This window comes from Pantoea sp. BRR-3P, assembly GCF_039621635.1.
Taxonomy (GTDB): Bacteria; Pseudomonadota; Gammaproteobacteria; order Enterobacterales; family Enterobacteriaceae; genus Pantoea; species Pantoea floridensis.
The window spans coordinates 3,076,612-3,101,884 of the sequence record NZ_CP155066.1; the positions used below are offsets into that span (position 1 = coordinate 3,076,612).

The 25,273-nt window shown below is 56.5% G+C and carries 26 protein-coding genes; 8 read left to right on the plus strand and 18 right to left on the minus strand.

The window, feature by feature from the left end; translation table 11 throughout:
* Positions 1–69: 69 nt before the first annotated feature.
* From AAGR08_RS14365 to AAGR08_RS14390, 6 genes are all read right to left on the minus strand, one after another.
* Entirely contained in the window at positions 70–1,236 is a 1,167-nt protein-coding gene (locus AAGR08_RS14365; protein WP_345827186.1) for an amidohydrolase family protein, read from the minus strand.
* Complete coding sequence (locus AAGR08_RS14370) at positions 1,229–2,002, minus strand: glucosamine-6-phosphate deaminase (protein WP_345827187.1); 774 nt, start codon at positions 2,000–2,002, stop codon at positions 1,229–1,231. The genes AAGR08_RS14365 and AAGR08_RS14370 overlap by 8 nt, the downstream gene beginning before the upstream one ends.
* Position 2,003: 1 nt before the next feature.
* Positions 2,004–3,527 (minus strand): sodium:solute symporter family protein, encoded by a 1,524-nt coding sequence (locus AAGR08_RS14375; RefSeq protein WP_345827188.1) that lies wholly within the window; start codon positions 3,525–3,527, stop codon positions 2,004–2,006.
* A gap of 289 nt (positions 3,528–3,816) precedes the next feature.
* Entirely contained in the window at positions 3,817–4,119 is a 303-nt protein-coding gene (locus tag AAGR08_RS14380) for a PsiF family protein (protein ID WP_097097587.1), read from the minus strand.
* Positions 4,120–4,222: 103 nt separating this feature from the next.
* The gene (gene iraP, locus AAGR08_RS14385) at positions 4,223–4,477 is read right to left on the minus strand and encodes an anti-adapter protein IraP (RefSeq protein ID WP_097094773.1); all 255 of its coding nucleotides are present in this window, start codon (positions 4,475–4,477) and stop codon (positions 4,223–4,225) included.
* A 207-nt stretch (positions 4,478–4,684) separates the two neighbouring features.
* Positions 4,685–4,819 (minus strand): hypothetical protein, encoded by a 135-nt coding sequence (locus tag AAGR08_RS14390; protein ID WP_345829948.1) that lies wholly within the window; start codon positions 4,817–4,819, stop codon positions 4,685–4,687.
* Positions 4,820–5,081: 262 nt separating this feature from the next.
* Here AAGR08_RS14390 and AAGR08_RS14395 point away from each other — a divergent pair, with 262 nt between their 5' ends.
* Entirely contained in the window at positions 5,082–8,162 is a 3,081-nt protein-coding gene (locus AAGR08_RS14395) for a beta-galactosidase (RefSeq protein WP_345827189.1), read from the plus strand.
* Here AAGR08_RS14395 and AAGR08_RS14400 read toward each other — a convergent pair.
* Positions 8,101–9,405 carry a multidrug efflux MFS transporter gene (locus AAGR08_RS14400; RefSeq protein ID WP_345827190.1) on the minus strand — a complete coding sequence of 435 codons (1,305 nt, stop codon included), beginning with the start codon at positions 9,403–9,405 and terminating at the stop codon, positions 8,101–8,103. The two genes, AAGR08_RS14395 and AAGR08_RS14400, sit on opposite strands and share 62 nt — an antisense overlap.
* 392 nt (positions 9,406–9,797) lie before the next feature.
* On the opposite strand from AAGR08_RS14400, the gene AAGR08_RS14405 reads away from it, so the two are divergent.
* A complete protein-coding gene (locus AAGR08_RS14405) occupies positions 9,798–10,049 on the plus strand; it encodes a biofilm development regulator YmgB/AriR family protein (protein WP_097094776.1) in 252 nt (83 codons plus the stop codon).
* A 12-nt stretch (positions 10,050–10,061) separates the two neighbouring features.
* Here AAGR08_RS14405 and AAGR08_RS14410 read toward each other — a convergent pair whose 3' ends face one another.
* The 3 genes from AAGR08_RS14410 to AAGR08_RS14420 all read right to left on the minus strand — a co-directional run bounded on the left by AAGR08_RS14410 (position 10,062) and on the right by AAGR08_RS14420 (position 13,896).
* Entirely contained in the window at positions 10,062–10,379 is a 318-nt protein-coding gene (locus AAGR08_RS14410; RefSeq protein ID WP_097094777.1) for a hypothetical protein, read from the minus strand.
* A 172-nt stretch (positions 10,380–10,551) separates the two neighbouring features.
* Positions 10,552–10,851, minus strand: a complete 300-nt coding sequence (locus AAGR08_RS14415; protein ID WP_097094778.1) for an I78 family peptidase inhibitor — start codon at positions 10,849–10,851, stop codon at positions 10,552–10,554.
* A 459-nt stretch (positions 10,852–11,310) separates the two neighbouring features.
* Positions 11,311–13,896: an EAL domain-containing protein gene (locus AAGR08_RS14420; RefSeq protein ID WP_345827191.1), complete on the minus strand. Its 2,586-nt coding sequence runs from the start codon at positions 13,894–13,896 to the stop codon at positions 11,311–11,313.
* 217 nt (positions 13,897–14,113) lie between these two features.
* Between AAGR08_RS14420 and AAGR08_RS14425 the strand changes: the two genes are divergently transcribed.
* Positions 14,114–14,761 carry a CPBP family intramembrane glutamic endopeptidase gene (locus tag AAGR08_RS14425; protein WP_097094780.1) on the plus strand — a complete coding sequence of 216 codons (648 nt, stop codon included), beginning with the start codon at positions 14,114–14,116 and terminating at the stop codon, positions 14,759–14,761.
* Positions 14,762–14,797: 36 nt separating this feature from the next.
* Here AAGR08_RS14425 and AAGR08_RS14430 read toward each other — a convergent pair whose 3' ends face one another.
* The gene (locus AAGR08_RS14430) at positions 14,798–15,529 is read right to left on the minus strand and encodes an SDR family oxidoreductase (RefSeq protein WP_345827192.1); all 732 of its coding nucleotides are present in this window, start codon (positions 15,527–15,529) and stop codon (positions 14,798–14,800) included.
* 98 nt (positions 15,530–15,627) lie between these two features.
* Here AAGR08_RS14430 and AAGR08_RS14435 point away from each other — a divergent pair, with 98 nt between their 5' ends.
* Complete coding sequence (locus AAGR08_RS14435) at positions 15,628–16,008, plus strand: helix-turn-helix domain-containing protein (protein ID WP_345827193.1); 381 nt, start codon at positions 15,628–15,630, stop codon at positions 16,006–16,008.
* 141 nt (positions 16,009–16,149) lie between these two features.
* Here AAGR08_RS14435 and AAGR08_RS14440 read toward each other — a convergent pair whose 3' ends face one another.
* Positions 16,150–16,317 (minus strand): hypothetical protein, encoded by a 168-nt coding sequence (locus AAGR08_RS14440; RefSeq protein WP_176519132.1) that lies wholly within the window; start codon positions 16,315–16,317, stop codon positions 16,150–16,152.
* 213 nt (positions 16,318–16,530) lie between these two features.
* Between AAGR08_RS14440 and AAGR08_RS14445 the strand changes: the two genes are divergently transcribed.
* Positions 16,531–16,701 carry a hypothetical protein gene (locus AAGR08_RS14445; RefSeq protein ID WP_007887091.1) on the plus strand — a complete coding sequence of 57 codons (171 nt, stop codon included), beginning with the start codon at positions 16,531–16,533 and terminating at the stop codon, positions 16,699–16,701.
* Between the two features lie 111 nt (positions 16,702–16,812).
* Positions 16,813–17,046, plus strand: coding sequence for a hypothetical protein (locus AAGR08_RS14450; protein WP_064740385.1), 234 nt, complete (start codon positions 16,813–16,815; stop codon positions 17,044–17,046).
* A gap of 114 nt (positions 17,047–17,160) precedes the next feature.
* Here the strand turns inward: AAGR08_RS14450 and yniD are convergent, their stop codons facing one another.
* From yniD to AAGR08_RS14480, 6 genes are all read right to left on the minus strand, one after another.
* A complete protein-coding gene (gene yniD, locus AAGR08_RS14455; protein WP_097094784.1) occupies positions 17,161–17,268 on the minus strand; it encodes a small membrane protein YniD in 108 nt (35 codons plus the stop codon).
* A 79-nt stretch (positions 17,269–17,347) separates the two neighbouring features.
* On the minus strand, positions 17,348–17,776 hold the full coding sequence (locus AAGR08_RS14460) for an OsmC family protein (RefSeq protein ID WP_097094785.1): 429 nt from the start codon (positions 17,774–17,776) through the stop codon (positions 17,348–17,350).
* Positions 17,777–17,840: 64 nt separating this feature from the next.
* Complete coding sequence (gene lldD / locus AAGR08_RS14465; RefSeq protein ID WP_345827194.1) at positions 17,841–19,031, minus strand: FMN-dependent L-lactate dehydrogenase LldD; 1,191 nt, start codon at positions 19,029–19,031, stop codon at positions 17,841–17,843.
* Positions 19,028–19,816 (minus strand): transcriptional regulator LldR, encoded by a 789-nt coding sequence (gene lldR, locus AAGR08_RS14470; RefSeq protein ID WP_345827195.1) that lies wholly within the window; start codon positions 19,814–19,816, stop codon positions 19,028–19,030. Before lldR ends, lldD begins: the two co-directional genes overlap by 4 nt.
* Positions 19,813–21,459 (minus strand): L-lactate permease, encoded by a 1,647-nt coding sequence (gene lldP, locus AAGR08_RS14475; RefSeq protein WP_345827196.1) that lies wholly within the window; start codon positions 21,457–21,459, stop codon positions 19,813–19,815. Before lldP ends, lldR begins: the two co-directional genes overlap by 4 nt.
* Before the next feature lie 237 nt (positions 21,460–21,696).
* Complete coding sequence (locus AAGR08_RS14480; RefSeq protein WP_345827197.1) at positions 21,697–22,857, minus strand: cyanate transporter; 1,161 nt, start codon at positions 22,855–22,857, stop codon at positions 21,697–21,699.
* An 87-nt stretch (positions 22,858–22,944) separates the two neighbouring features.
* On the opposite strand from AAGR08_RS14480, the gene AAGR08_RS14485 reads away from it, so the two are divergent.
* Both AAGR08_RS14485 and AAGR08_RS14490 read left to right on the plus strand, forming a co-directional pair.
* Positions 22,945–23,805 carry a LysR family transcriptional regulator gene (locus AAGR08_RS14485; RefSeq protein ID WP_097094790.1) on the plus strand — a complete coding sequence of 287 codons (861 nt, stop codon included), beginning with the start codon at positions 22,945–22,947 and terminating at the stop codon, positions 23,803–23,805.
* A gap of 87 nt (positions 23,806–23,892) precedes the next feature.
* Entirely contained in the window at positions 23,893–25,254 is a 1,362-nt protein-coding gene (locus AAGR08_RS14490; RefSeq protein WP_345827198.1) for an amidohydrolase family protein, read from the plus strand.
* Positions 25,255–25,273 lie beyond the last annotated feature (19 nt).

Below are 25,273 nucleotides of genomic sequence, written 5' to 3' on the forward strand. Positions count from 1 at the left end.
TTTGTCCGCAACAACAAAGCGCAGCGGTGGATAAGTGGTTGTTTAACTTAGAAAGATAATCTGCGGCTGTTACGCCGCAGCGTCATGACTCCACACCCGAGCGCCCTGTTTTACGCAGCCGCGTAGCGTCACGCTCCCGTCCGCCAACGGCGCCAGCAGCAGCACATCAGCGGGAGCGCCGCACGCTAAACCTTGCTGCTGTGGCAGATCAAGCTGGCGCGCCGGCCGCAGCGATGCCATCTCAATCGCCTGCGCCAGCGTGGCGAGCTTGTGGCGCAAGAGAACGTTTACGCCGTCCAATAGCCCGCGCGCTGAGCCCGCCAGCAGCTGCGGGGCATCCGCCATGCTGAGACGTCCGCTGGCGCTAAGCTGCACGCGGCCACCAATAGCGGTGTGGTAGATGCCCGGCGGCTGTCCGGCAAACGAGGTCACATCACTCACCAGCAATGCCTGCTCCCCTTTCGCGCGCAGAAATACTTTTAGCACCTCTGGCGGCAGATGATCGCCATCGGCAATTAGCGTTGCCGTCAGCGCGTCTTCCGCCAATTGCTGCCAGATGTAATTCGGATGACGCGGCAGTTGCAGATGCGCACCATTGCCGAGATGCGTAGAAAGCGTGGCGCCGGCTTCCACCGCCGTATGAATCTGTTCCGACGTTGCCGCAGTATGGCCAATCGCGACGCGCACCTGCTGCGCCACACAATGCCGAATCAACGCCCCGCTTTGTGGCCACTCCGGCGATAGCGTCAGCATTCGGATACGCCGCTGTGCTGCGCGCTGCCAGCGGTCGAACAGGGCGATATCCGGTGCGCAGATCGCCTCACGCGGATGTGCACCGCGCGGACCATCCTCCAGGGATAAAAACGGTCCTTCCAGGTGGAAGCCCGGCACCGCGCGCGCCACGTCCGCATAATGTTCACAGGCGCTGGCAAGCCGCTGCATGGCCTGGTCGATCGCTTCTGGCATAGCGGTAATGACCGTCGGCAAATAGCTGGTCACGCCCTGCTGCCACAGCGCGCGTGTAGCATGCAGCACATCCAGTTCACTGAACGGAAAATGGTTGAAATCCACGCCCTGAAAACCGTTAACCTGCAGATCCACCAAACCCGGCGCGAGTATGACATCCTCCTCAACGTCACGCAGGGAACGCACCTTGATGATGTAACCGTGCTCAATCTCCAGCTCAATCGGTTGCAGCGTGCGGTAATCACGGCCGCGCAAAATGGAACTAGTCAAACGTCACCTCCGCGCAGGCTTCGCTATCGGTATACAGCGTGCAGTGCGGATGCTGGCGCAGCCGGGTTGCCGGACAAGCGGTGGAGAGTTCATCATTGAGCGTTGCGTTTACCGCCGCACGTTTGCTGGCCCCCGGCACCATGCAGAACAGGCGCGCCCCGCTCATCAAGGCCGGAATGGTCAGCGTCACCGCCTGTGTTGGCACCGCGTCCAGCGTCGCGAAGCAACCATCGTTGACCTGTTGCTGACGGCAGGCGGCATCCAGTTGCACCGTCTTGACGGTGAAAGGATCGTTGAAGTCAGCCACTGGCGGATCGTTAAAGGCTAAATGCCCGTTCTCGCCAATGCCGAGGCACACCACGTCAATCGGCGCAGCGTGGAGTTTTTGGCTGTAATCGGCGCAAATTGCCGCCGGTTCGCCCTCATAAGGGATCAGATGAACCTCACCCGGCCGCACCGCATCAAACAGGTGTTGACGGAGAAACTGACCAAAACGCTGCGGGGCCGCGCGATCGAGTCCAATGTACTCATCCATATGGAAGGCGTGAATACGCGACCAGTCGATATCGTTCTCCGCAATCAGCGCAGCGAGAAACTCGTTTTGCGACGGCGCAGCAGCAAATACCATGCGCACTGCATCTTGTGTGCTCAACAGCTGACGCAAATGCGCCGCAACGTCATGTGCAGCCGCGACTCCCAGCGCAGCGCGGCTGGCGAAGCGTTTGACCCATAGACGATCTCTTTTCCCCTGTTGTAATAGCGTCATGTTATCCCTCCTGAGAAATATTGGTTTTCTGCGGCCAGCGCTGATCGCCGGGCACATGCTGATCCTGATTCAGTGCGTTGAGCAACTGGTCCACTTCCGGACGTACCGGTGCGCGGCGCAGCCAGCCCATCACCACGAAAAGCACCAGCGATGACATCACCGGTGCAGCCACCACGGTGGCGGTGCTGACATCGGCAAAAACGAATTTCACGCAGAAAAAAGTCCCAACGCCGACTGCCCAACTCACCAGCGCGGCGGCACTGCCGCTGCGACGAAAAGCGGGTAGTAAACCGAGCAGCATCGGAATCGAAATCGGGCCGACCAGGCCGCCAAACCAAACGATCAGCAGCGACAGTACGCCGCCAAAGTGGCTGGCATTGATGGCAATCACCAGCGTGGTGATAATGAACAGAAAGGCGGTGAGTCGCGCTACCAGCAGCGAGCTGTTACCGCGCTGAAAGCGTTTTGGCAGCATGCCCGGCAGAATATCGCGCGTGACGACGGCGGTGATGGCGTTGGCGTCAGAGGAGGTCATCGATAGTGTATGAGTGAACATCGCCACCAGCACCAACCCCACCAGGCCATTCGGCAACAGCTCCATCGCCATCATCGAATAGGATCGCGACGGGTCGCTCAGACCGGGAAACAGCAGCGGCGCCGCCCACATTGGCCAGAACAGAATCAGCGGCCAGATGAGATAGAGTGCCGCAGAAAGCAGCGCCGCTTTGCGGGCATCGCGGCCAGCGGGTGCGGCAATAAATCGTTGAGCCAGGTTCCACGTCCCGCCGTTGTAACTCAGGGTATAAATCACAAAATAGGCGAGGATAAAGCCGAGCGAATACGGTTCCTGAATAATCTGTGTGTGCGTGGATGGCAGGCGTTGCCAGATGGTGAACAGCTCAGCAAAACCGCCCAGATGCATTGCCACCGCCACCACCATCACTATGGCGGCAACAAACTGTACGACAAATTGACCGAAATCGTTGCAGGCATCGGCCCACAACCCGCCCATTACGGTATAAAACAAACTCAGCGCACCCGATACGCAGATGCCCACCAGCGGATCGAGTCCGGTGAAAACGTTAATGATTACCGCAATTGCCGCCCACTTTGCTCCCACATCAAAGGTTTTCAGCAGCACCCCACTCCACGCCAATATCATTTGCGTCGGCAAGTTATAGCGCGTGGCGAGATACTCCATCGGTGATTCGATGTTCATATAAATGCGCAGTCGCGCCCAGCGCGGCGCAAACAGACGCGATCCCAACAGCACGGCAATCGCAATGGGAAAGGCCCACCAAAAGTAGATGGTGATGCCCATGTTGTAAGCCACCGCAGCGTAGGCCACGAACACCGCGGCGCTGTAACCCGACATGTGGTGCGATACGCCAGACAGCCACCACGGCATTTTGCCACCCGCAGCAAAGAAATCGCGCGTGCTGCCCACCTTGCGCATCGCCCACAGGGTTATCGCTACAATCATCAGCGCGTATAGCGCCATCACTGCATAATCAAGCACATTCATAGCAGACTCCACAGGTAAAGGCTGCCCAACGAACGGTCTGGCTTCGCGGGGATTAAAAAGATTCGAATTAATTAGTCACTAATTAGGACTAATGCATCCTGCCAGTGTTGTTGGCCTTATTTTGTGATGTGCATCCTGGTATGAGTTTTTCCTCTGACGTGATAAGAGAAGATGAATATTTCGATGAGCGCATCATCAAGATAAAAAAAGGGTTCATGTTTACCATGAACCCTTCTTATCTCTACTTTGCCATTAATTACACGCGACGAGTAGGTTCGCGGGAATTAAATCAGCTCTTCTTTAAACAGGAACTCATAAAAGTTTTACGTGCATCGCCGGTGAGTTTTTTATCGCCCGCGTCGGCATTACAGGTTTTCATCTTCATTTGTTGCGGTGACATGCTGCCCATTTTGCTGTCTTTTTTCAGACAGTCACTCATAAAGCTTTTACGCGCATCACCTTTCAAATTCTGCGAACCTGCATGCTGATTACACATGGTCATTTTTTCCTGCTGTGCGGTTTTTTCGGCCGCACTCGCACCGCCTGCCAACAGCAAGCCTGCTGCCATTATTGCCAAAAGACACGATTTCATTACCGGATTCTCCATAGCATTATTGCCTGTTAAGCATGGCACGGAATAAGCAAATGCGAGAAATCAATAATGGAAATCGCCTGCAAAAACAGGCGAAACAGGGTTAAACGCGGGGATGATCCAGCAGTTTTTCAACGTAATTGCGCAGCAGGGTGGTATCAGGCGTTTCAGCAGCGGGGGCAACGGGCGGCATGGCTAATTTAATACCCGCCGCAATGTCATGGAACTGTTGTGGATCCAGTTTGCGCAGCATCGCCGTTAACACGATTTCTAACGCCTCAACCTGAACCACTAATTCTTTAGACTCTTCTTCTTTTTCAGCCAGCTTTAGAAGGAGTTCCGCAATCAGGTTTTTCATGCGACAAGCTCATTGAGAGAAGAAAAAAAGACGTTAGCACTGAGCAGATTAAAACAACAAGAAATTTTCAGTATTTTTGAGAAAAAAAAGACGCGCTGCGACGCGAAAAAAGAAATGTATTTCAATATCTAACGGCGAAACGTTTCACTGACGTGAAGCCTATTTATTGAAACGTTTCGCTTAAAAGTTAAATAATACTAAGACGCATTAATGAGGCCCGACAAATCCGCGTCCCGGTCCGCCGCCATGGCCATGACCGCCACCCCAACCGCCGCCCGGCGGTGGGAAAATACAGCCGCTCAACGCGGTAACCAATGCCACAACTGCGGCGAGTTTAATCATACGAACCATAATTACCTCAGAATGGTGAAATCGGGCTGAGTGTATGAGGCCGCATCGGGCGCGACAATACAGAATTCTCCGCAACCCCACGCTATTCATCTCTGCTCACCACGCTTAACAATTTACTGGCACTACCCCGGCAAAAACATCACACAGCTGGCATGCAAGTCAGCCGATGGCTCTCGCAAAATCACTGTCGTTCACTTTACAGCTGACGCAAATTCACGCAATGTGAGCGCATTACAATAAATGAGATCTTATCATGAAGTTATCTGCTGTTTCCCTCAGTGAAATTCTGGCGCGCCGGGATTGGGAAAATCCGGTGATCACCAGCCTTAACCGGCTGGATGCGCATCCACCGTTTGCCAGCTGGCGCGATGAATTGGATGCGCGCGACGATCGCCCATCGCCCTCGCGCATGTCGCTTAACGGTCAATGGACCTTCAGCTACTTCACCCAGCCTGAAGCGGTGCCGCAAAGCTGGCTGCAGCAGGATCAGCCTGATGCACGCGCCCTGCCCGTACCCGCTAACTGGCAGTTGCATGGTTTCGATACCCCAATTTATACCAACGTACAATATCCGATTGCGGTGACGCCACCATATGTACCGCAGGAAAACCCCACAGGATGTTATTCGCTCACATTTAATCTGGATAATGGCTGGCTGCAACAGGGTCAAACGCGCATTATTTTTGATGGCGTCAACTCGGCATTTTTCCTGTGGTGTAACGGCCACTGGATCGGTTATTCGCAAGACAGCCGCCTGCCCGCTGAATTTGATCTCAGCGCAGCGTTACAGCCGGGCCAAAACCGCTTAGCCGTGATGGTGCTGCGCTGGAGCGATGGCAGCTACCTGGAAGATCAGGATATGTGGCGTATGAGCGGCATCTTCCGGGACGTCACGCTGCTGCATAAACCAGCAACGCAGCTGGCAGACGTGCAAATTGAAACCGCGCTCAGCCCGGAATACCTGCGCGGCGATCTGCGCGTTAGCGTCAAAATCGATGCGGGCACTCGCCAGCTTGCGCAGTGCCGTTTGCGCGTCAGTTTGTGGCGCGGCGAAAGCTGTATTGTGGAGCAAGAACAAGCCCCCGGCAGCGCTATCATCGACGAGCGCGGTCACTATCCAGAGCGCGCGTTGCTGATCTTGCCGGTTCACCAACCGCTGCTGTGGAGTGCCGAAACGCCGCATCTCTATCGCGCCGTGGTTAGCCTGCTGGATGAAAATGGCATGCTGCTGGAGGCCGAAGCCTATGACGTTGGCTTCCGCCGCGTCAGCATTGAGAACGGCCAACTGTGCCTGAACGGCAAGCCGCTGCTGATCCGCGGCGTTAACCGCCACGAGCACCATCCGGAAAACGGCCAGGTGGTGGATGAAGCCAGCATGCGCCGCGACATCGAATTGATGAAGCGCCATAACTTCAACGCCGTACGTTGCGCGCACTACCCCAATCATCCGTTGTGGTATCGGCTATGCGATGAGTACGGTTTGTACGTGGTGGATGAAGCCAACATTGAAACCCACGGCATGCAGCCAATGAACCGGCTCTCCAGCGATCCGCGTTGGTTTGCCGCGTACAGCGAACGCTTGACGCGCATGGTGCAGCGCGACCGCAATCATGCCTGCATTATTATCTGGTCGCTGGGGAATGAATCCGGCCACGGCAGCACGCACGATGCGCTCTATCAATGGGTGAAAAGCAGCGATCCCACCCGTCCGGTTCAGTACGAAGGTGGCGGCGCAAACACGGCCGCCACTGATATCGTCTGCCCCATGTATGCACGCGTCGATCAGGATCAGCCCTTCCCCGCCGTACCAAAATGGTCGCTGAAGAAGTGGATTGGCCTGCCTGGCGAAACGCGCCCGCTAATCCTGTGTGAATATGCGCATGCGATGGGCAATAGCTTCGGCGGCTTCGAAAAGTATTGGCAAGCCTTCCGGCAGTTCCCGCGCTTGCAGGGCGGCTTCGTCTGGGATTGGGTGGACCAAAGCCTGACGCGCTATGACGATAACGGCGCGGCATGGCAAGCCTACGGCGGCGATTTTGGCGATACGCCCAACGATCGTCAGTTCTGTATGAACGGCTTAGTTTTTGCCGATCGCTCGCCGCATCCGGCGCTGTTTGAGGCGCAGCGAGCGCAGCAATTCTTCCAGTTCCAGCCAGATGCTACCAATGCGTATCGCTTTACCGTCAGCAGCGAATATCTGTTCCGCCGCAGCGATAACGAGCTCCTGCGCTGGTCGATTGAGCAGGACGGCATCGCCCTGGCCAGCGGTGAATGGCCGCTCGATCTCGCTGCACAAGGTCACCAGTCGTTTACGCTGCCAGTCAGTGAGAATCTGCAGGGCAATGCCTGGCTCAACGTGGCGGTTTATCAACGTAACGCCACCCCGTGGTCCGAAGCGGATGCCCGCGTCGCCTGGGATCAGTGGCCGCTGCCTGCGGCACTGCCTGCGCGCGCGCCAACGCTCAGCGCCACCGCACCTGAGCTTATCGCCAATCACGAGCTGGTGGCGGTGGTGTTGCCGCAGCAGTGCTGGCACTTCTCCCGCCGCAGCGGCGAGCTGCTGCAATGGTGGGTAGATGATGAAGAAACGCTTCTGACGCCGCTGCAGGAGTGCTTTATTCGTGCGCCGATTGATAACGATATCGGCACCAGCGAAGCCGCTAACATTGACCCCAACGCGTGGGTCGAGCGCTGGAAACGAGCGGGCTACGATGCGCTAGAAGCGGTGCTGGTAGATATGCAGGTCGATAGCCTGAAACATAGCGTGCTGATTGAAACCTGGCATCAGTGGCTGGCTCACGGAGAAGTGGTTTTCACCAGCCACAAACGCTATCAAATTGGTGGCAATGGTGAGTTGTCGATAAGCGTGCAGGTGGAACAGGCGCCGGGCTTACCGCCTCCGGCGCGCATCGGCCTGCGCTGCCAGCTGATGCAAGCACCACAGCAGGTGAATTGGCTCGGTCTGGGACCACACGAAAACTATCCGGATCGCCAGCTGTCAGCGCAGTTTTCCCGCTGGCAGCTTCCGCTGGCGGCGCTCAGCACCACGTATGTGTTTCCGGGGGAAAATGGCTTGCGCTGTGGCACGCGTCATTTAATGTGCAATGGGTTACAGGTCAGCGGTGATTTCGCTTTCTCGCTCAGCCGTTACAGCCTTGAACAGCTGCGCGCAACCTCACATCGCCACTTATTACAGGAAGAGGATGGCTGCTGGCTGCATCTCGATGGCTTCCATATGGGTGTCGGCGGTGATGATTCCTGGAGTCCGAGCGTTAGCCCGGAGTTTTTGCTTTCTCAGCAGCGCTGGTACTACGCGTTGACGCTGCGTCAGTAGGTTTTTCCGCTGTATCACGCTGGCTCAACGGTGGAGTCAGCGTGGTTTTCGGGCGACGATAAAAACGACGCAGCAACACCACGTTGGCGAATACCACCATCGCCGTAGCGAAGAAGACCCAGCGATAGCCGGTGGCTGCCGAAACTGCAGCCCCCAGCAGCGGCCCCGCCACATTCCCCAGATACATAAACGATTGGTTATAGCCGAAGATGCGGCCCGTGACGTTATCGCGTGAATGGCGTACCAGCAACGTTTGCACTGCTGGCATCATGGCGCCATCGGCGAATCCCAGCAAGAAACGCAGCACACCAAGCTGAGTGGCGCTGGTGACAAATGACATCGCCACCAGCAGCAGCAGCGAGGCGATCATGGTGGCGATGAGAATGCGCTGCGTGCCAATACGGTCGCCCAGTTTACCGAGCCGCGGGGCTGAGATCAGCGCTGAAAAGCCCGGTAGCGCAGCAATCACGCCGCTGAGAAAGGCGATGTTCTGCGCATTCGGTGCCAGTTCGCGCACAAACAGCGTCAGGATTGGATTTACCGAGCCGTTGCACATCTGGATCACCATGGTGGTGATAAATAAGCACAGCATCAAACGCGGGTTATCAAGGCTGCGAAACACCTCACGTCCACTTAATTTGTCTTTCTTGCTGACCGGGGTATAACCGGTCTCTTTAATCAGGAACAGCGTCACCAGGAAGCTCACCATCAGCAATACCGCAGTGACAATAAACACCATGCGTAATCCGAGCCAGTCCGCCAACAGGCCGCCAATCATCGGCCCAAGGATCACCCCGCTAATCTGACCGGTAGAGACACAGCTCAGCGCCCAGCCGCTGCGTTCACGCGGCACCTGCGCCGCCACCAGCGCCATCGCATTTGGAATATAGCCGGAGGTCAGCCCCATGAGTGCGCGCAGCAGCAGCAACTGCCACGCCTGAGTGACAAACGCCTGCATTAAGATCACTGCGCCCATGCCAAACGAGGCGCGCAGCAGCATCAGCTTGCGCCCTTTACGGTCTGCCAGGCTGCCCCACAACGGCGCAACGGCCGCAGACACAATGAAGGTGACGCTAAAGGTGAGCCCTGACCAAACGCTAAGCGCATTACCGCCATGAATCCCGAGTTCTTCAACATACAGCGGGAGGAAGGGAATGATCTGACTGATGGCAAGACCGGTAAAAAAACAGCCAAACCAGACCGATATCAGATTAACTTTCCAGGACTCGATGGAGCGTAACATGGGCGTGAGCGTCAGAAGAATGAAACGAGGGTTCAGTCTAACAATCCCGTAACATTACTGGACGGCAAAACATGGCATCGGGGTAAAAACGCAGTTTTACGCTGTAGAGCGTGATTCTGCTCACAGCAAATCATGCAAGAGAGCGTTTTTTTAGTGGCTTTATGTGCTGAAACCTCTTTCCCCGCAAGATAAGCGCATCCTGATGACCGGCAAACGTGAAAAAATATGTCTACTCGTTACTGACAATCGTCATCACCGCATCTATGTTTAAAAAACAACCAGCCATCGCTGGCGACGTACTGCCCGTTCTGGACAGTCCGCATGCTTAAACCTTATTTCCCCATGCTGCTACTCTCAGGCGGCGGGCATCGTTGTCTCTGCGGAGGTCAGCCATGAGAACCCAACCAAACAGCGCCAGTCGGGCGATTACCGACTACTTCAACAGTCCGGCCTGGCATGCGCCTCATGAGAGCGATTTGCTGGCGGCAATCATGCGCGAAATGATGGATGAAGGGCAGCCAGCGACCAGCAAAGCCATTATTGCGCGCGTAATCGATAAGCTGGAATTTGCCGGGGATGAGCAGCAGCTGCAAAGCTATCGTGCGCTGCTGGCAAAACTGCTGGAATCAGGGCCGCAGAAGTAGCAGCCCGAAGGATTATTTCACCGCGCGCAGCTGGTCGGCTTCGCTGACAAACGCCTTACCGCTTTGACGCTGATACAGGCATAGCTCGCGCCCGACCTGGTTCTTCATGTGCTTCTGCGGATAGCGGCCTTCCAGCAGCAGCGCATCAATACCGATGCGGTCGTCATACTGGATCGGCTTGCCGACCACTTTCACGCTCTTCAGACCGCTGGCCTTAAGACAGCTTTGTAGTCTGTTATTGTCGTTCTGCTGCCAGGCCGCTTCGCTTGATGCCTGCGCCAGCGGGCTTACCAGCAGGGCTAACAACAGTAATTTTTTGGTATGTCTCATCATCACTCCTCAATTGGCGGCATTACGCCAACCGATAAAAAAATTCCCGCCGAAGCGGGAAGAAATAAGACGAGCATTGCATATTCGAGAGTGACGAGGAAATCTCCGTAGTGCGCAGCTATCCTCGCCCGGCGCTGTGACAGCCGGATGACAATGCAATGTCGGTTTAGTGTTATCCGCAGTAAACCCGTGAAATCTTACCGCTCTGATCCGCCGCGAAATTCACCCGACGCAGATTGAAATCCATCGTTACCGCTGAATTCCAGGGAATCGCGCGTACCGGAACGGCAAAGCGCTTGTTGTCGAGGGTCGATAACGGTTGACCAACATAGTTCTGATATTGCGATGCGCCACACTGATCGGTTTCCGGATCGTGGCTGGCCGCCGCACTGGTGTCAGGTTTGCTGGCAGACTGGCAGGCGGTCAGGGCAAACAAGGCCGTAACCAGCAGCGCTTTTCCATAATGGGTCACAAGTTTCTCCTCCTGGATAAATAGACAACCGGTGGGTGAGAGTAACAAAGCACGACCGTGAAGCGAAAATTTTTACAGCAGATAGTGGGTCTGGATCGGCTTTAAAGCGCGATCTTGTTCCCAATTTTTAAGATTAATCGCACACACTGTCTAAAAAACAATCCTTCAGCCACTAAAATTACCTAAGACAATTCTTAGAGGAGGTCATTATGGAACTGGTGATTTTTGTTGGCTTCGCCGCATTGATGACGTTTGTAGCGATTAGAGTGCGTTGAGTCACTGCATGTGGTTGGTCGCCATGAATGGCGTAATGCTGCTCACTTAAGCAAAAAAATGCCTGTTTATGCAGGTGCGCATGAATGCGCACCCTACGAAAACCCGGCGATATCCACGTAGGGTCACCATTCATGGTGACCGATGCATGCTTAACTGACGAGCATTACGCCATGAATGGCGACCCTACGATGCAACTTCCTCCTGTAACCGCGCATTAAACGCCGCTAACGGCATCGGACGCCCCAGGAAATACCCCTGTCCCTCCTCGCAAGAAAGTGCTTTTAGCGCATTTAACTGCGCTTCGGTTTCGATCCCTTCTGCGGTGATGGTGAGCGCAAACGCGCGTGCCAGCCCCACAATACCGGCCACCACCGATTGTGCCTGCTGCGACTCTGGGAACTCTTTCATCCACGAACGATCAATCTTTAAGCCATTGAACGGGAAGGCTTTCAGATAACCGAGCGCCGCATAGCCGGTACCAAAATCATCCACGGTTAAACGCACGCCAAGCGCGCGCAGACCTTGCATGATCTCCAGCGCGCGATCCGGGTTTTCGAAAGTGACGTTTTCGGTAATTTCCAGCTCCAGCCGCGTCGCGGGTAATCCGCTGATGTCCAGCGCATGCGCGACGCGCTTGACCAAATCACTATTACGGAACTCCACCGGCGAAATATTCACCGAAACATAGCGATGTTCGCCCCAGTGACTGGCATCGAGACAGGCACGCATTAGCACCCAGTCGCTGATGGCGGTGATTAACCCTTTCTCTTCCGCCAGAGGAATAAAGCGGTCTGGTGTGATCCATTGTCCCTCCGCGACCTGCCAGCGTATCAGCGCTTCAGCCCCCGCCAGCTGCCCGCTTTGCAGCTGATAACGCGGCTGATAGTGCAGCGTAAACGCGTTTGACTGCAGCGCCTGTTCAATCGCCTGCACCATCTCGCGTTTTGACTGCAGGTGATTCGCCATATCGCTGGAGTACCACATCCATTGATCGCGACCGGCGCTGCGGGCCTGGCTCAATGCAATATCCGCGAGCCGCAGCAGCGCTTCCGGCTGTGCCGCATCCTGTGGCGCAGAAACAATGCCCATACTGGCGGTCAAACTGATCTGATGCGAGCCGCTGAAAATCGGTTGATGAACGATGTGTTGCAGTGCCCGACAGCGATACTCCACCCCCGCACGACTGTTTTCACGCAGCAGCAGAATAAAAGCATCGCCGCCAAGACGCGCCGCCAGCTCATTGGGTGCCAGCAGGCTTTTTAAGCGCTGTGAAACCTCATTCAGCACCTCATCTCCCACCGCGTGGCCCCAGGTATCGTTGATGGGCTTGAACTGGTCGATATCAAAACTGATGATGAACAGCGGATCTTCTTCACTGACGCGCTCCAGATACGCGGTTAAATACTCCTGCAGCTGGACGCGGTTGGCCAATCCCGTCAGCATGTCGTGGCGTGACAAAAACTGAATGCGCGCTTCTGCATCCACTTCATGGGTGATATCTGACACCGTGCCACGAAACCCCGTGCGCAGGCCGCTGCGGCGAATAGCCTTCGCCATCAGCTGTCCAATACGTCGCTCGCCGCTGGCTGACATAAACTGGCAGCGCAGCGGCACATGCTGCACCTCTTCTCCCTGACGCATCAGCCAGGAGACCAGCGAATGGCTAGGATGACTGAGGAGCTGGTCGAGCGGGCGCCCCATCCAGCTTTTCACTTCATGGCCGGTTACCACGGCAAAACGCGACGAGAGATAGCAGAGACACCCGCGATCGTCGATTTCCCAAATCCAGTCCGACGCGGCTTCCGCCAGATCGCGAAAGCGTTCTTCGCTGTCAGCCAATTCGCGCTGGCTGATGGCCAGCAATGCAAAGCGCCGATCGGAAATGACGGCATTGTGCAAAGCATGGCGCAGCACCCGACGCGTAACCAGCGTCACGGCCAGCGCCGTGAACAGCAGCAGCGGCATCATCAGCCAGATCACCCCAAAGCCCGGATCTTTCGGCTGCCAGCGAATCACCATCGCTTCACCCTGCAACACCGGCTCTACCAGCCGCGGCTCATACCGCGCATCGGCTACATCCGAGGCGATACGCGGCGCAATCACATTTAGCGATTTACCCAGCGCCTGCAGTTTATCCGGGGTAAACACATTGATGAACACCATCACCGAAGCGGGACCGGGAAGGCTTGGTAAATCGGGGACTTTTCCCGGCGTAATGGGGGCGGCCACCATAATCGCCGGGTTGTTATCTATGATAACGTTGCGCGCCACTCCGTCACGCAGGGTGCGCGCCGAGTTCAATAACAGCGCGCTTTGCGCACCTAACCAACTCTCAAGTGACACATCGGATAATTTGCCGCGAACCACCGCATAACGGGTTTTACCGGCACCATCGACAACAAAGACACCGTCGTAGTGATACTCCTTGTAAAGCCCCGCGCCAAAGTTCTCTTCATCCCAGGCCCAGACTTTGTTTACCGTGAGATGCAGGTTTTTCCAGCCTTCGCCCCAGTTGGCGTAATCTCGCGCATCAACAATCATCTCCTGCTGCTGTTGCTGCCACGCCTGACGCATCAAATTGACGTCCTGGCGGATCGCGTCGCGGTTTTGTCGATGGGCGATAACCAGCACCATTACAACAGAGAGAAGCAGTACGCCAAACAGCAGCGAGGATAAGGTGCGAAGACTGCGCCGCGTCACCCGAACCGTATGTGCCTCCATATTGGCCCTGGCGTTTAACGCCGGCTGCCGGTGATACTCAGAATTCATGCGCATTGCTCGTAAAATGCAGGCGGCGAAAAGAGGCGGATGAGGGGCAACAACCGCCCCTCTCCACCCTGTAAGGTTTGATCGGTTATCGGCGCTGGCCGTCGCAGATTTAGCCTTGGCGGTGGAATATTTGAACAGCGCAAATGTGCAGCACACCACCTCGACAGCGATCACCGCCGTTGCTACTATGCGCTCTCCTCTGTCCGCTGAGTCGCCTATGGATACGCAATCCGACAAAGTTACGTTAACGCTCTTCTACGTTGGTAGCTTTGTGGTCTATTACCTTGTGACCATGCTTGTTACGCTGTTTCCCAACTATGGGGTGCTGCGTAACGATGGCTTGCTGATGCCGGTACTTTGCTTATTTGAATTCGCCGTGATTTACCCGCTCTACCGCTTTTATTGCCAGCGTCGTAGCGATATTCCACTTGGCTATGTGCGTCCGCTGCAGGCGCTGCTGTTTATTGGCCTGCTGTTCGCGTTGATGGTGGCACAAACCCAGTTTTTGCAGCCGGAAGGTTGGTTGATTGCGCAATCCCAGCAGGGACGCAGCTCCATGCTAATTCTGTTGCTGACGGCGGTGCTGCTGGCACCGGTGTTTGAAGAAGTGCTGTTTCGCGGATTCTTACTGCAAGGTTTTCTACTGTGGGCGCCAAAAAGCCGTTTTGCCTGCATGCTGCTGACATCCCTGCTGTTCGCCGCCATGCATACCCAATATGTGCACTGGGAAACGCTGGTCGCCTTAACGCTGTTTTCGCTGCTATTATGCTATGCGCGCCTGCGCAGCAATAGCCTCGCGCTCCCGATTTTCCTGCATACGCTGAATAACCTGATTGCGATCCTGCCCGCCTGGTATTTCGCCTGAAAACAGCCATCATACGATGGCCGTAAACCTAGCGCCTTACACCTGCGTTAAACCGCCATCCACACAGATCTCTGCCCCGGCAATATAGCTGCTCTCGTCACTGGCGAGGAACAGTACCGCGTTAGCGACCTCTTCTGGCTTGCCCATGCGGCTCAGCGGAATGGTGCTGGTGATGCCCGTGCGCACCTCTTCAGAAGCCGCCTGCATCATATCGGTATCAATGGGCCCAGGCGCCACCACATTAATCCGGATGCCACGCGCGGAGAGTTCACGCGTCCAGGTGCGCGCAAAGGAACGCAGCGCCGCTTTACTGGCGCTGTAAACACCGTAACCCTGCGTACCAATGACATCGGCGATCGAACCAATCAGCACCACGCTGGCGCCAGGTTTCAGCAGCGGTAGCGCTGCCTGCAAAGCGAAGACCGGCGAGCGCACATTGAGGCCGAAGATCTGATCGAAATGCTCTGCGCCGATCTCATCAATGGTGGCGTACTCGGCCATGCCCGCGTTAATCACTAGCACATCCAGCTGCCCGGCTTCGGTCTTGATCGTCTCCATAATGCGGGTGAGTTCGCTTTGCTGGCTCACATCGGCACGCAACGGGTGCGCATGACCGGTAATGGTGCTGCCGGCCGCCTGTAACTCTTCATCACGACGCGAGGTATACCAGGTTGTCGCGCCTTCGCTGGCAAAACGCTGGCTGATTGCCAGCCCAATCCCTTTTGCGCCGCCCAGGACGACGGCCACTTTTTTTTCCAGTCTGCTCATTTGCTTTCTCCGGTTGGGTAGAAAGCTGATGGTATATATTTTATACTTGATATCAATTACGCACTTTATTTATACCAGATATCGCGGAGTATATCGCCATGGCAGAAATCAACGGTAACAGCTTGAAAGAGGTAGGAAAAACGCGTCCAATCCTGGAACACATCACCAATAAATGGTCGATTTTAATTCTCACCGTGCTCTGCACTCAGCCTGCGCGGTTTAATGAAATTCGCCGGCGACTGGATGGCATTACTCATAAAGCGTTGGCGGATGCGTTAAAGCGTCTGGAGCGCAATGGGTTAGTGAATCGTGAGGTGCTGAACACGGCACCCATCGGGGTGGAATACAGCCTGACGCCGCTGGCGCAGACGCTACAGCAGCCGTTTATCGCGCTGTACGATTGGGCATTGGAGCATGGCCCTGCGCTGGAACGCGCGCAGGCAGAGTATGATCGCACTCATGCAGAAGCGCTGTTGTAGGGCCGCCATGCATGGCGTAATGCTCGTCAGTTAACCGTAGGGTTTTCGTAGGGTGCGCATTCATGCGCACCTGCATAACGCGGTTTTTATGGCTCAAATGAGCGGCATTACGCCATTCATGGCGATCGCTGACCAGAAAAACTACGCTTTTTCCGCTTCGAAATGGTTTTTGAACTGCTCGTAAATGGAGATCATATTTGACGCATCGCCGTGCAGCGGGCTCAGTTTTCCCGCGCGGACCAGTTCAATCACCAGCTGCAGGGCGGCTTGTTTAGGGCTGCTGGCCGGATGGGCAATTTCGTTAGACATGGTTTACTCACTCATCATTATTGTCAGGGCCGCACAGTTTAGCCCAGATTACGCTGCTGATGCGCGCCACGATGGGTATAATCTTGCCGACCGAACAAGAAAGCCGCTCAGGGTGATAATTGACTCCCGACGCGTTTAGCTATACTGGATCAAAAAAGGGAACGACCAGCCACACATTCCGTACCAGCGAGAAGGTGTTAAAGGAGTCTGAGTATGCTGATTGGTTTTGTTTTGTTAGTGAGCGCGTGTGGGCATGATGCCTGCGATGCGTTGCCGGTATCGGAGCGGATTTACCCAACCAAAGTGGCCTGTGAGCAAATGGCCGATCGCATCCATAAAGTTCGGCCTAACGTGGTCTTACTTTGTGGCGAAGTGCACCGTTAATTCGGTGCCAGTTTTATTACAGTCGCGCAAAAAACAGCCAGGCGGCATTGCAAGAATGGGTTGTAGCGTTCAAAATATAAGCTGCTTTTCACTATTACCGTTGTGAATCCAATGAAAACATCTCGCCCCCGTCGTCCAAACGGACGCTGGGTTTATTACATTTTGTATGATGGCATTCTCTGGCCCTGCCCCGTGCGTTGGGAATGGGAGAGCGGCTTCGGCGGCTGGCTGCCGTTTTACTTCTCGCCAACCTTTGAGTTTGTGGCGGGCGATCCACGCAAGGCTTATCGCATTGCGCGCAGCAGCGTGCGTAACGTACGTCAGACAGACGGCGAGTACGCCTGATTGATTAGCTAATCTGCCACGGGAACCATGACGCCGTGAGCAGATAGTGCAGCAGCTCCAGCACTAAAATCACCATCACCAACACGCCGAGCTTGTGGCTGCAAATCCAGTCTTTCAGCCCCATAACATGGCCGCCCAGCGAATTAGCATCAGCGCGCCACAGATGCATAACAGCACCACTATCATTTTCCAGTGTTTGGTTGCAGCCAGTTTTTTTGCCACGCACCCTCCAGATGACAGAAAGCAACAATGCGCCCTGAGGCGCATTGTTGATTCTAACGCTGGTCACCCGGAAGGGCGATTATTTATTCAGCGTATAGTCGAGCGTGATCTCAGCGTTCAGTACCTGAGACACCGGGCAGCCCGCTTTGGCTTTCTGGATAATCTCATCGAACTTCGCATCCTCAATGCCTGGCAGCACAATGGCGCTGGTCAGCGCGATTTTGGTGATGGCAAAACCCTCGCCCTTTTTATCCAGCGACACATCAGCAGTGGTATCGATGCTGGTCGCTTTATGTCCTTCATTGCCCAACATCAGCGACAACGCCATGGAGAAACAAGCGGCATGTGCTGCACCAATCAGCTCTTCCGGGTTGGTACCCTTCTGCCCTTCAAAACGGGTGTTGAAACCGTACGGTTGATTGCTCAACACGCCGCTTTCAGTACTTACCGTTCCTTTGCCTTTGATGTCGCCTTCCCAATGGGCCGATCCTTTCTTATGAATGGTCATGTCATTCCTCCTGTTTAGTTCGACAGGTAATGAGTATAGACAACCTCCCTGATTTTGCTGGCGCTTAGCTCACCGCGCGCGGCCGTGCCGGGCTCAATCCTGCCTCGCTCAGCAGCGCATTGGCCTGCACCAGCGACGCCTGCGTAATCTCTTGAATGGATTTCGCACCGGTCAGCGTCATCGCCACTTTCATCTCTTTCTCAATCAAATTGAGCAAATTCTCCACGCCGCGCTGACCATGCGTTGCCAATGCATACACAAAAGCGCGGCCCAACAGCACGCTATCGGCACCAAGCGCGATCATGCGCACCACATCCAATCCGCTACGAATACCGCTGTCGGCCAGAATGGTAATGTCACCTTTTACCGCATCGGCAATTGCCGGTAACGCGCGCGCTGAAGAGAGCACGCCGTCCAGCTGGCGCCCGCCATGATTTGACACCACAATGCCGTCGGCGCCAAAGCGCACCGCATCGCGCGCATCGTCGGCATCGAGAATACCTTTGATCACCATCGGTCCATCCCAGAATTCGCGGATCCACTCCAGATCTTTCCAGGAGATCGACGGATCGAAGTTGTTCGCCAGCCAGCCAATGTAATCTTCCAGCCCGGTCGGTTTGCCAAGATAGGTAGAGATATTGCCAAGATCGTGCGGACGGCCATGTAACCCCACATCCCACGCCCATTGCGGATGCGTTGCCGCCTGCCAGTAACGGCGCATGGCCGCATTCGGGCCGCTCATCCCCGAGTGCGCATCACGATAGCGCGCGCCCGGCGTCGGCATATCCACGGTGAATACCAGCGTGGTACAACCGGCGGCTTTGGCACGCTCCAGCGCATTGCGCATAAAGCCGCGATCGCGCAGCACGTAGAGCTGGAACCACATCGGACGGTTAATCGCCGGTGCCACCTCTTCGATCGGGCAAACCGAGACCGTAGAGAGCGTAAAGGGAATGCCTTTCAGCGCCGCGGCACGTGCCGCCTGCACTTCGCCGCGTCGCGCATACATGCCGCACAGTCCCACCGGTGCCAGCGCCACCGGCATCGATAAAGTTTCATTGAACAGTTTGGTCTCAAGGCTCAGTTCCGACATATTTTTCAGCACGCGCTGGCGCAGCGCGACATCGGAGAGATCGGCGACGTTGCGCTTCAGCGTGTGCTCGGCATAGGCGCCACCGTCCAGATAGTGAAACAGGAACGGGGGCAAGATGCGTTGCGCCGCGGCGCGATAGTCACTGGCAGCTGAAATGATCATCCGTTTTTTTCCTTATGCTGAGGTAAATCATGGCCCGGCAGACGCGTAATCCGCGCCTGCCGCGCTTCATCTTCATGCAGAGTTTTCATGGTGGTGTGCACAAAACCGAGGTGATCCATCGCCGCCTGGCGCGCGGCTTCAGCGTCGCCGGCCATGACGGCATCAAACATCGCCTGATGCTGTTCGTGCAGGCGATTGAAAATCACCGGATGGGTATACATGCGTTGACGGCTGTGCAGCACCGAAGATTGCAGCAGATCGAAAAAACCGCGCATGGTTTGCAGCAGCACCACGTTATGTGAGGCTTCGGCGATGGCGAGATGGAAGCGCAGATCGGCCTGCGCGGCGAGATCGGGATCGTCGCTCTCATGCATCTTCAGCAGCGCGTCAAAGGCGTAGCGCAGCTTCTCTTTGTCAGATTCCGTGGCGCGTAACGCCGCATGCCACGCAGTACTGGCTTCAATAGCGTGGCGCGCTTCCAGAATGTCATAGCGATAATCGGGATCGGCGGCCAGCAGCTGACGAATCGGCTCAACGATACGCTGCTCCGGCCACGGCTCCTGCGGTTGACACAGCCAGGTGCCGCCGCCGCGTTTACTGATTAACACGCCGCTGCTGATCAGCTGCTGAATCGCCTCGCGCAGCGACGAGCGCGAAACACCCAATTCGGCTGACAGCGCACGTTCCGAGGGTAAACGCATCCCCGGCTCAAGCTGGCGTTCACTCATCCAGGCGCAGAGGCGCGCCCGTAGCGTATCCGCTGAGCGCGGCGTGTTTTCAGTCATGGAATCATCCAGGTGAGGACATAAGCCTGAAGCGTGGTAATCACGCCGACCATGCAGGTAAAGATCAGGCTATGTTTGACGGTGAAACGGAACAGATCCGACTCTTTGCCCACCAGCCCAACGGCGGCACAGGCAATGGCAATCGACTGCGGTGAAATCATCTTGCCGGTTACCCCGCCGGTGGTATTGGCCGCCACCAGCAACACATCCGACACGCCAATCTGCTGCGCCGTTGTTGCCTGTAGCGCAGCAAACAGCGCGTTCGATGAGGTATCTGAACCGGTAAGAAACACGCCGAGCCAGCCAAGGAACGGCGAGAAGAAAGTAAAGGCATTACCGGTATGCGCCAGCGCCAGCGCTAAGGTCGCCGACAGGCCGGAATAGTTGGAGATAAAGGCAAATGCCAGCACCATACCGATGGAGTAAATCGGCAGCGCCAGCTCCTTCAGCGTTTCGCCAAAGGTCTCGATTGCCGCCTTCGGCTTCATGCGCAGCCAGATGACAGACAATACCGCCGCCAGCAAAATCGCCGTACCGGTGGCCGACAACACATCAAACTTGAACAGCGCCGGATATGGCGTCGCCGCGTTCACCACCGGCGGCATGCGCGCCACCAGTTCATTCAGCAGCGGCACCGGCACGGTGAACACCCAGTCATACATCGCGCCGCCTTTGGCGAACAGCGCTTTAAACGGCGGAATACTCCACAGCGTTACGGTGGCGGTGAGAAACAGGAACGGCATCCATGCACGCACAATCTGGCCCAGGCTGTAGTGCTGCTGCGTATTGTTCGCATCGACCGCGGCCTGCTCAAAGCGGAAAATGCGCACCGGCTGCCAGCGGCGCAGAAATAGCGTCAGGCAGACCAGCGATACCAGTGAGGAGATGATGTCGGGCAGTTCCGGGCCAAGAAAGTTAGAGCTTAGGAACTGGGCGATGGCAAAGGATCCGCCTGCGACGATCACCGCCGGCCAGGTCTCTTTCACGCCGCGCCAGCCATCCATAATCGCCATGATCCAGAACAGCACAATCATGGTGAGGAACGGCAGCTGACGCCCCGCCATCTGTCCAATCTGGAAGCTGTCGATTCCGGTCACTTGCCCGGCAACAATAATCGGAATGCCCATCGCGCCAAACGCCACCGGTGCGGTGTTCACAATCAGGCAAAGCCCTGCGGCATACAACGGATTGAAACCCAAACCCACCAGCAGCGCGGCGGTGATCGCCACCGGCGCACCAAAGCCCGCCGCACCTTCGAGGAAGGCACCGAAACAGAAGCCAACAATCAGCATCTGCAAACGCTGATCGGGCGTTATCGTCAGGATCGAGGCGCGAATGATGTCGAACTGGCCGGTTTTTACCGAGATTTTGTAGACAAACACCGCCGCGACGATAATCCAGGCGATGGGCCACAAGCCGTATAAAAATCCGTAGACCACGGATGCCAGCGCCTGGCCTAACGGCATACCGTACAGAAACAGCGCCACCAGCAGCGCAATCACCACGGTGGCGGTACCCGCCTGATAGCCTTTTAGCTTGAGCTTAATCAGCGCGAAGAAAAAAAACACAATCGGGATCACCGCCACAAGGCTGGAGAGCCACAAATTATCGAGCGGATCGTAGTTTTGTTGCCATACCTGCATGCCGTTTACTCCAGAGGTGACCAGAAGGGGGGCGGCGCATCGGCTAATGCAGGTGCGCGCCGCCGCTATTGCCCTGTTCTGCCCTGAATTGGTAGGACCACATTCAGGGCGCCGGGCTTTCTGGCTCCAGATAGTTAATGCATTGTTAACCTAAAGCAACGAAGCAGGTGTGATTTTTCGTGTTATGTGACGATATGGCAACATTTAACGGTTTTGGTAGGACCAATTATCGTTAATTCAACCAAAGGCCCGACCATAACTGCGGGGATGGAAGCGCAGATTGAGCACAATTAGCCCAACTGTCACCAGGGTTTGCATCAGCCAGACGCTGCTGAAACTGTGGGTGAATGCCTGAAGCTGGCCCGCGATAAACGGCATGCAGCCGGCGATGATAAAACCCGCCCCCTGCATAAACGCCACCAGCCGTGCGCCAGCCTGCGGATGCGGCAGGTGATCGAGTGCCAATACCATCGCCAGCGGAAACGCCGCGCCCAGGCCAAAACCGGCGATCGCGGCCCACAGCCACGGTGCCAGCAGCGGTGCAAACAGAAAGCCGCTCATGCCGAGCAACTGACAAATCAGGCTAATAATCAGCTGTGGACGGCGATCGGCCTTGCGCGCCAGCAGCGGCATCAATAACGCTCCAGCCACCTGACACAGAATCATCACCCCCAGCAGCGAGCCACCGGCCTGCGCCGACCAGCCAAGATGATGGTAGGCATCCGGCAACCAGGCAACACAGGTTGCATAACCGCCGTTCACCAGCCCGAAGCTCAGCGCCAGCGTCCAGGCGCGCGGCTTGCGCCACAGCGCTGGCAGCACAATATTCTCCCTGCTGGCTGCGGCAGGCACGCGCACGCACAGCCACAATGCTATTGCCAGCAGCACCGGTAGCGCCCAGCCCGTTAGCGCCAGCGACCAGCCGAACTGCGCGCTGAGCCATGGCGACAGCGCCGCTCCCAGCCCGCCGCCGCCCATCAGCGCGCCGGCCCATAAGCCGGTCACCGGTGCGCTACGCTGGGCAAAGCGTTGACGGATCAATCCCGGCATCGCCATCTGTACCACGCCCACGCCAAGTCCACCGAACAAGGCGCTGATCACCAGCCAACTGCCGTCATGGATCACGCCACGTGCCAACAGCGCCAGCAATAACAGGATTAAGCCGCCCAATAATAATCGTTGCAGCGGCACGCGCTGCATCAGCGAGGCGCTGAGCAGCGCAACCGCCCCCATCATCACCATCGGCACGGCGGGCAGCAGCGAGGCGGCCAGCGGAGAGAGCCCCATCGCCTGGCGTAACTGGCCGAGCAGCGGGCTAATTGAAGTCAGTAACGGACGCATATTCAGCCCAGCCAGCACTAAAGCGGCGAGCGTCAGTCCGTTGGAATGTCGGTTCATACGCAATCCAATAGTGAAAAGGTTGCCAGCATCGCAGCAGTCAGTACTATTTGGAAATGAAATAACACCATAACGACCAGTGGAAAAATGAATCGTCAGCCGATGTTTACCCCGCAGCAGCTGCTCAGTTTTGTGGCGGTATGCGAAACCACCAGCTTTACCCGCGCCGCCGAGCGCGTGCATCTTTCGCAATCTACCGTCAGCCAGCAAGTACGCCGTCTGGAAGAGATGATAGGTAAAGCGCTGCTGGAGCGGACGTCGCATCAGGTGGCGTTAACCGAAGAGGGGGAAAAACTACTCGGTTATGCGCGGCGCATTATTGCCCTGAACGGCGAAGCGCACGATGTGCTGAGCGACAAATGGCGCGATGGCATTTTGCGCCTGGGGGTACCGGAAGATTTCGCCGCGCCCACGGCCAGTTTGCTGGCGGAATTCAGCCGCGAGCATCCGCAGCTACGGCTGGATGTCATGAGCGGCATGTATGTCGATCTGCACCGCGCGTGGCAGCGCGAAGAGCTGGATATCATGTTGATCAAGCAGCCGGGCGGCGAGCGGCCGCTGGCCTCGCGCCCGGAGCCGCTGCTGTGGCTGGATAGCGCCGCGCATCCCTGCTTTGAGCAAACGCCGGTACCGCTGGTGGTGTTCCCGCAGCTCGGGTTGTATCGCGAAGAGATGGCGCAGACGCTGGATCACCTTGGCCGCGGCTGGCGCATCAGCTACAGCAGCGCCAGTCTCGTCGCGCTTGCCAGCGCCAGCGCCGCCGGATTGGGTGTCACCCTGCTGCCCGCCAGCTGTCGACTGCCTGAACATCGCGTATTAGGCGAAGCCGAAGGTTTACCTGACATCAGCCATTTTGAACTGGCACTGTTTTGCCGTTCGCCGCAGGACGATTTGCAACAGGCACTGGCCGCCGCGCTGGTCAGGTTTTGCCATTTGCAGTGGCAGTGATTTTCCCACTGCCAGTCAGTGGAAAATATCGCAGCGCCCCGCGCCGGGTTTTGCCAGATTAGGCGTTTTCATTTGATGGAGCCTCTGATGCAACTCACCTCTCCCAGCCGTCGCGAATTTCTTAGTCTGACTGCCGCCGGTAGCCTACTGGCAGCCGGTATCAGCTATGCCGGACAAGCTTCGCCGTTATTGCCTGAAAAAACGCAGCCTCATACTCCACCCCCGCGCGTCGCCCATTACCAGCTGCTCAATGTGCGCCTCGAAGAGGGTTTTGAGCGCGACGGTAACGACGTGATTGCCACGCGCACCGCGCTGTATGACATCACCGTCAAAGAGGGCAAATTCGCCGCGATTGAACCGGCAGGCAAGGCCCGTAATGCCGCATTGCCCCAGTGGGATGCCAACGGCGCTCTGCTGCTGCCGCGCACCCGCGATATGCATATCCATCTCGACAAAACCTTCTACGGCGGTCCGTGGCAAGCACCACGTCCGCGTCAGGGCAAAACCATCATGGATATGATTGCCCGGGAACAGGTGCTGATCCCGCAGCTGCTGCCCACCTCACAGGCACGCGCCGAAGCGATCATTGGCTTGTTGCACAGTAAAGGCACCACCGAAGCGCGCAGCCACTGCAATATCGATCCGGTTAGCGGCCTGAAAAGCCTTGAGCATCTCAAGCTGGCATTGGCTAACCATCCGCAATTCCCGTGTGAGATTGTCGCTTTTCCGCAGCATGGTTTGCTGCACTCGAAGGTTGATGGATTAATGCGTGAAGCGATGCAGATGGGCGTCGAGTTCGTCGGCGGACTCGATCCAACCAACGTGGATGGCGCGATGCAGGCGTCGCTGGATGCGATGTTCCAGATAGCGCTTGATTTCCAGCGCGGCGTAGATATCCACCTGCACGAAACCTCGCCCTCCGGCGTGGCGGCCATTCAGTACATGATCGATACCATCGCGAAAAATCCACAGCTGAAAGGCAAAGTCACGCTGAGCCATGGCTTTGCGCTCGCAACGCTTGAAGGCAAAGCGCTGGATCAGATGATTGCCGGCATGGCCGAGCAGCAGATGAGCGTGGCCTCTACCATCCCAATCGGTAAGCTGACCATGCCGCTGCCGCAGCTCCAGGCGGCGGGCATCACGGTGATGACCGGTACCGATAGCGTGTTCGATCACTGGTCGCCGTTTGGTAGCGGCAGCATGCTGGAAAAAGCCAATGTGTATGCGCAGCTGTATCGCGGTTCTGATGAGTTTGGCTTAAGTCGTGCACTGCACATAGCCACCGGCGGAATTTTGCCGTTGTCGAATCAGGGCGAGCGGCAGTGGCCCCAGCTGGAGGATGAAGCCAGCATGATGTTGGTCGAGGCCAGCTGTTCCGCCGAAGCCGTGGCACGCATTTCCCCGGTGAGCGCCACCTTCCAGCGCGGATTGCCGGTGTTCAGCGCCTGATGTTCCCAGGTGCGCATGA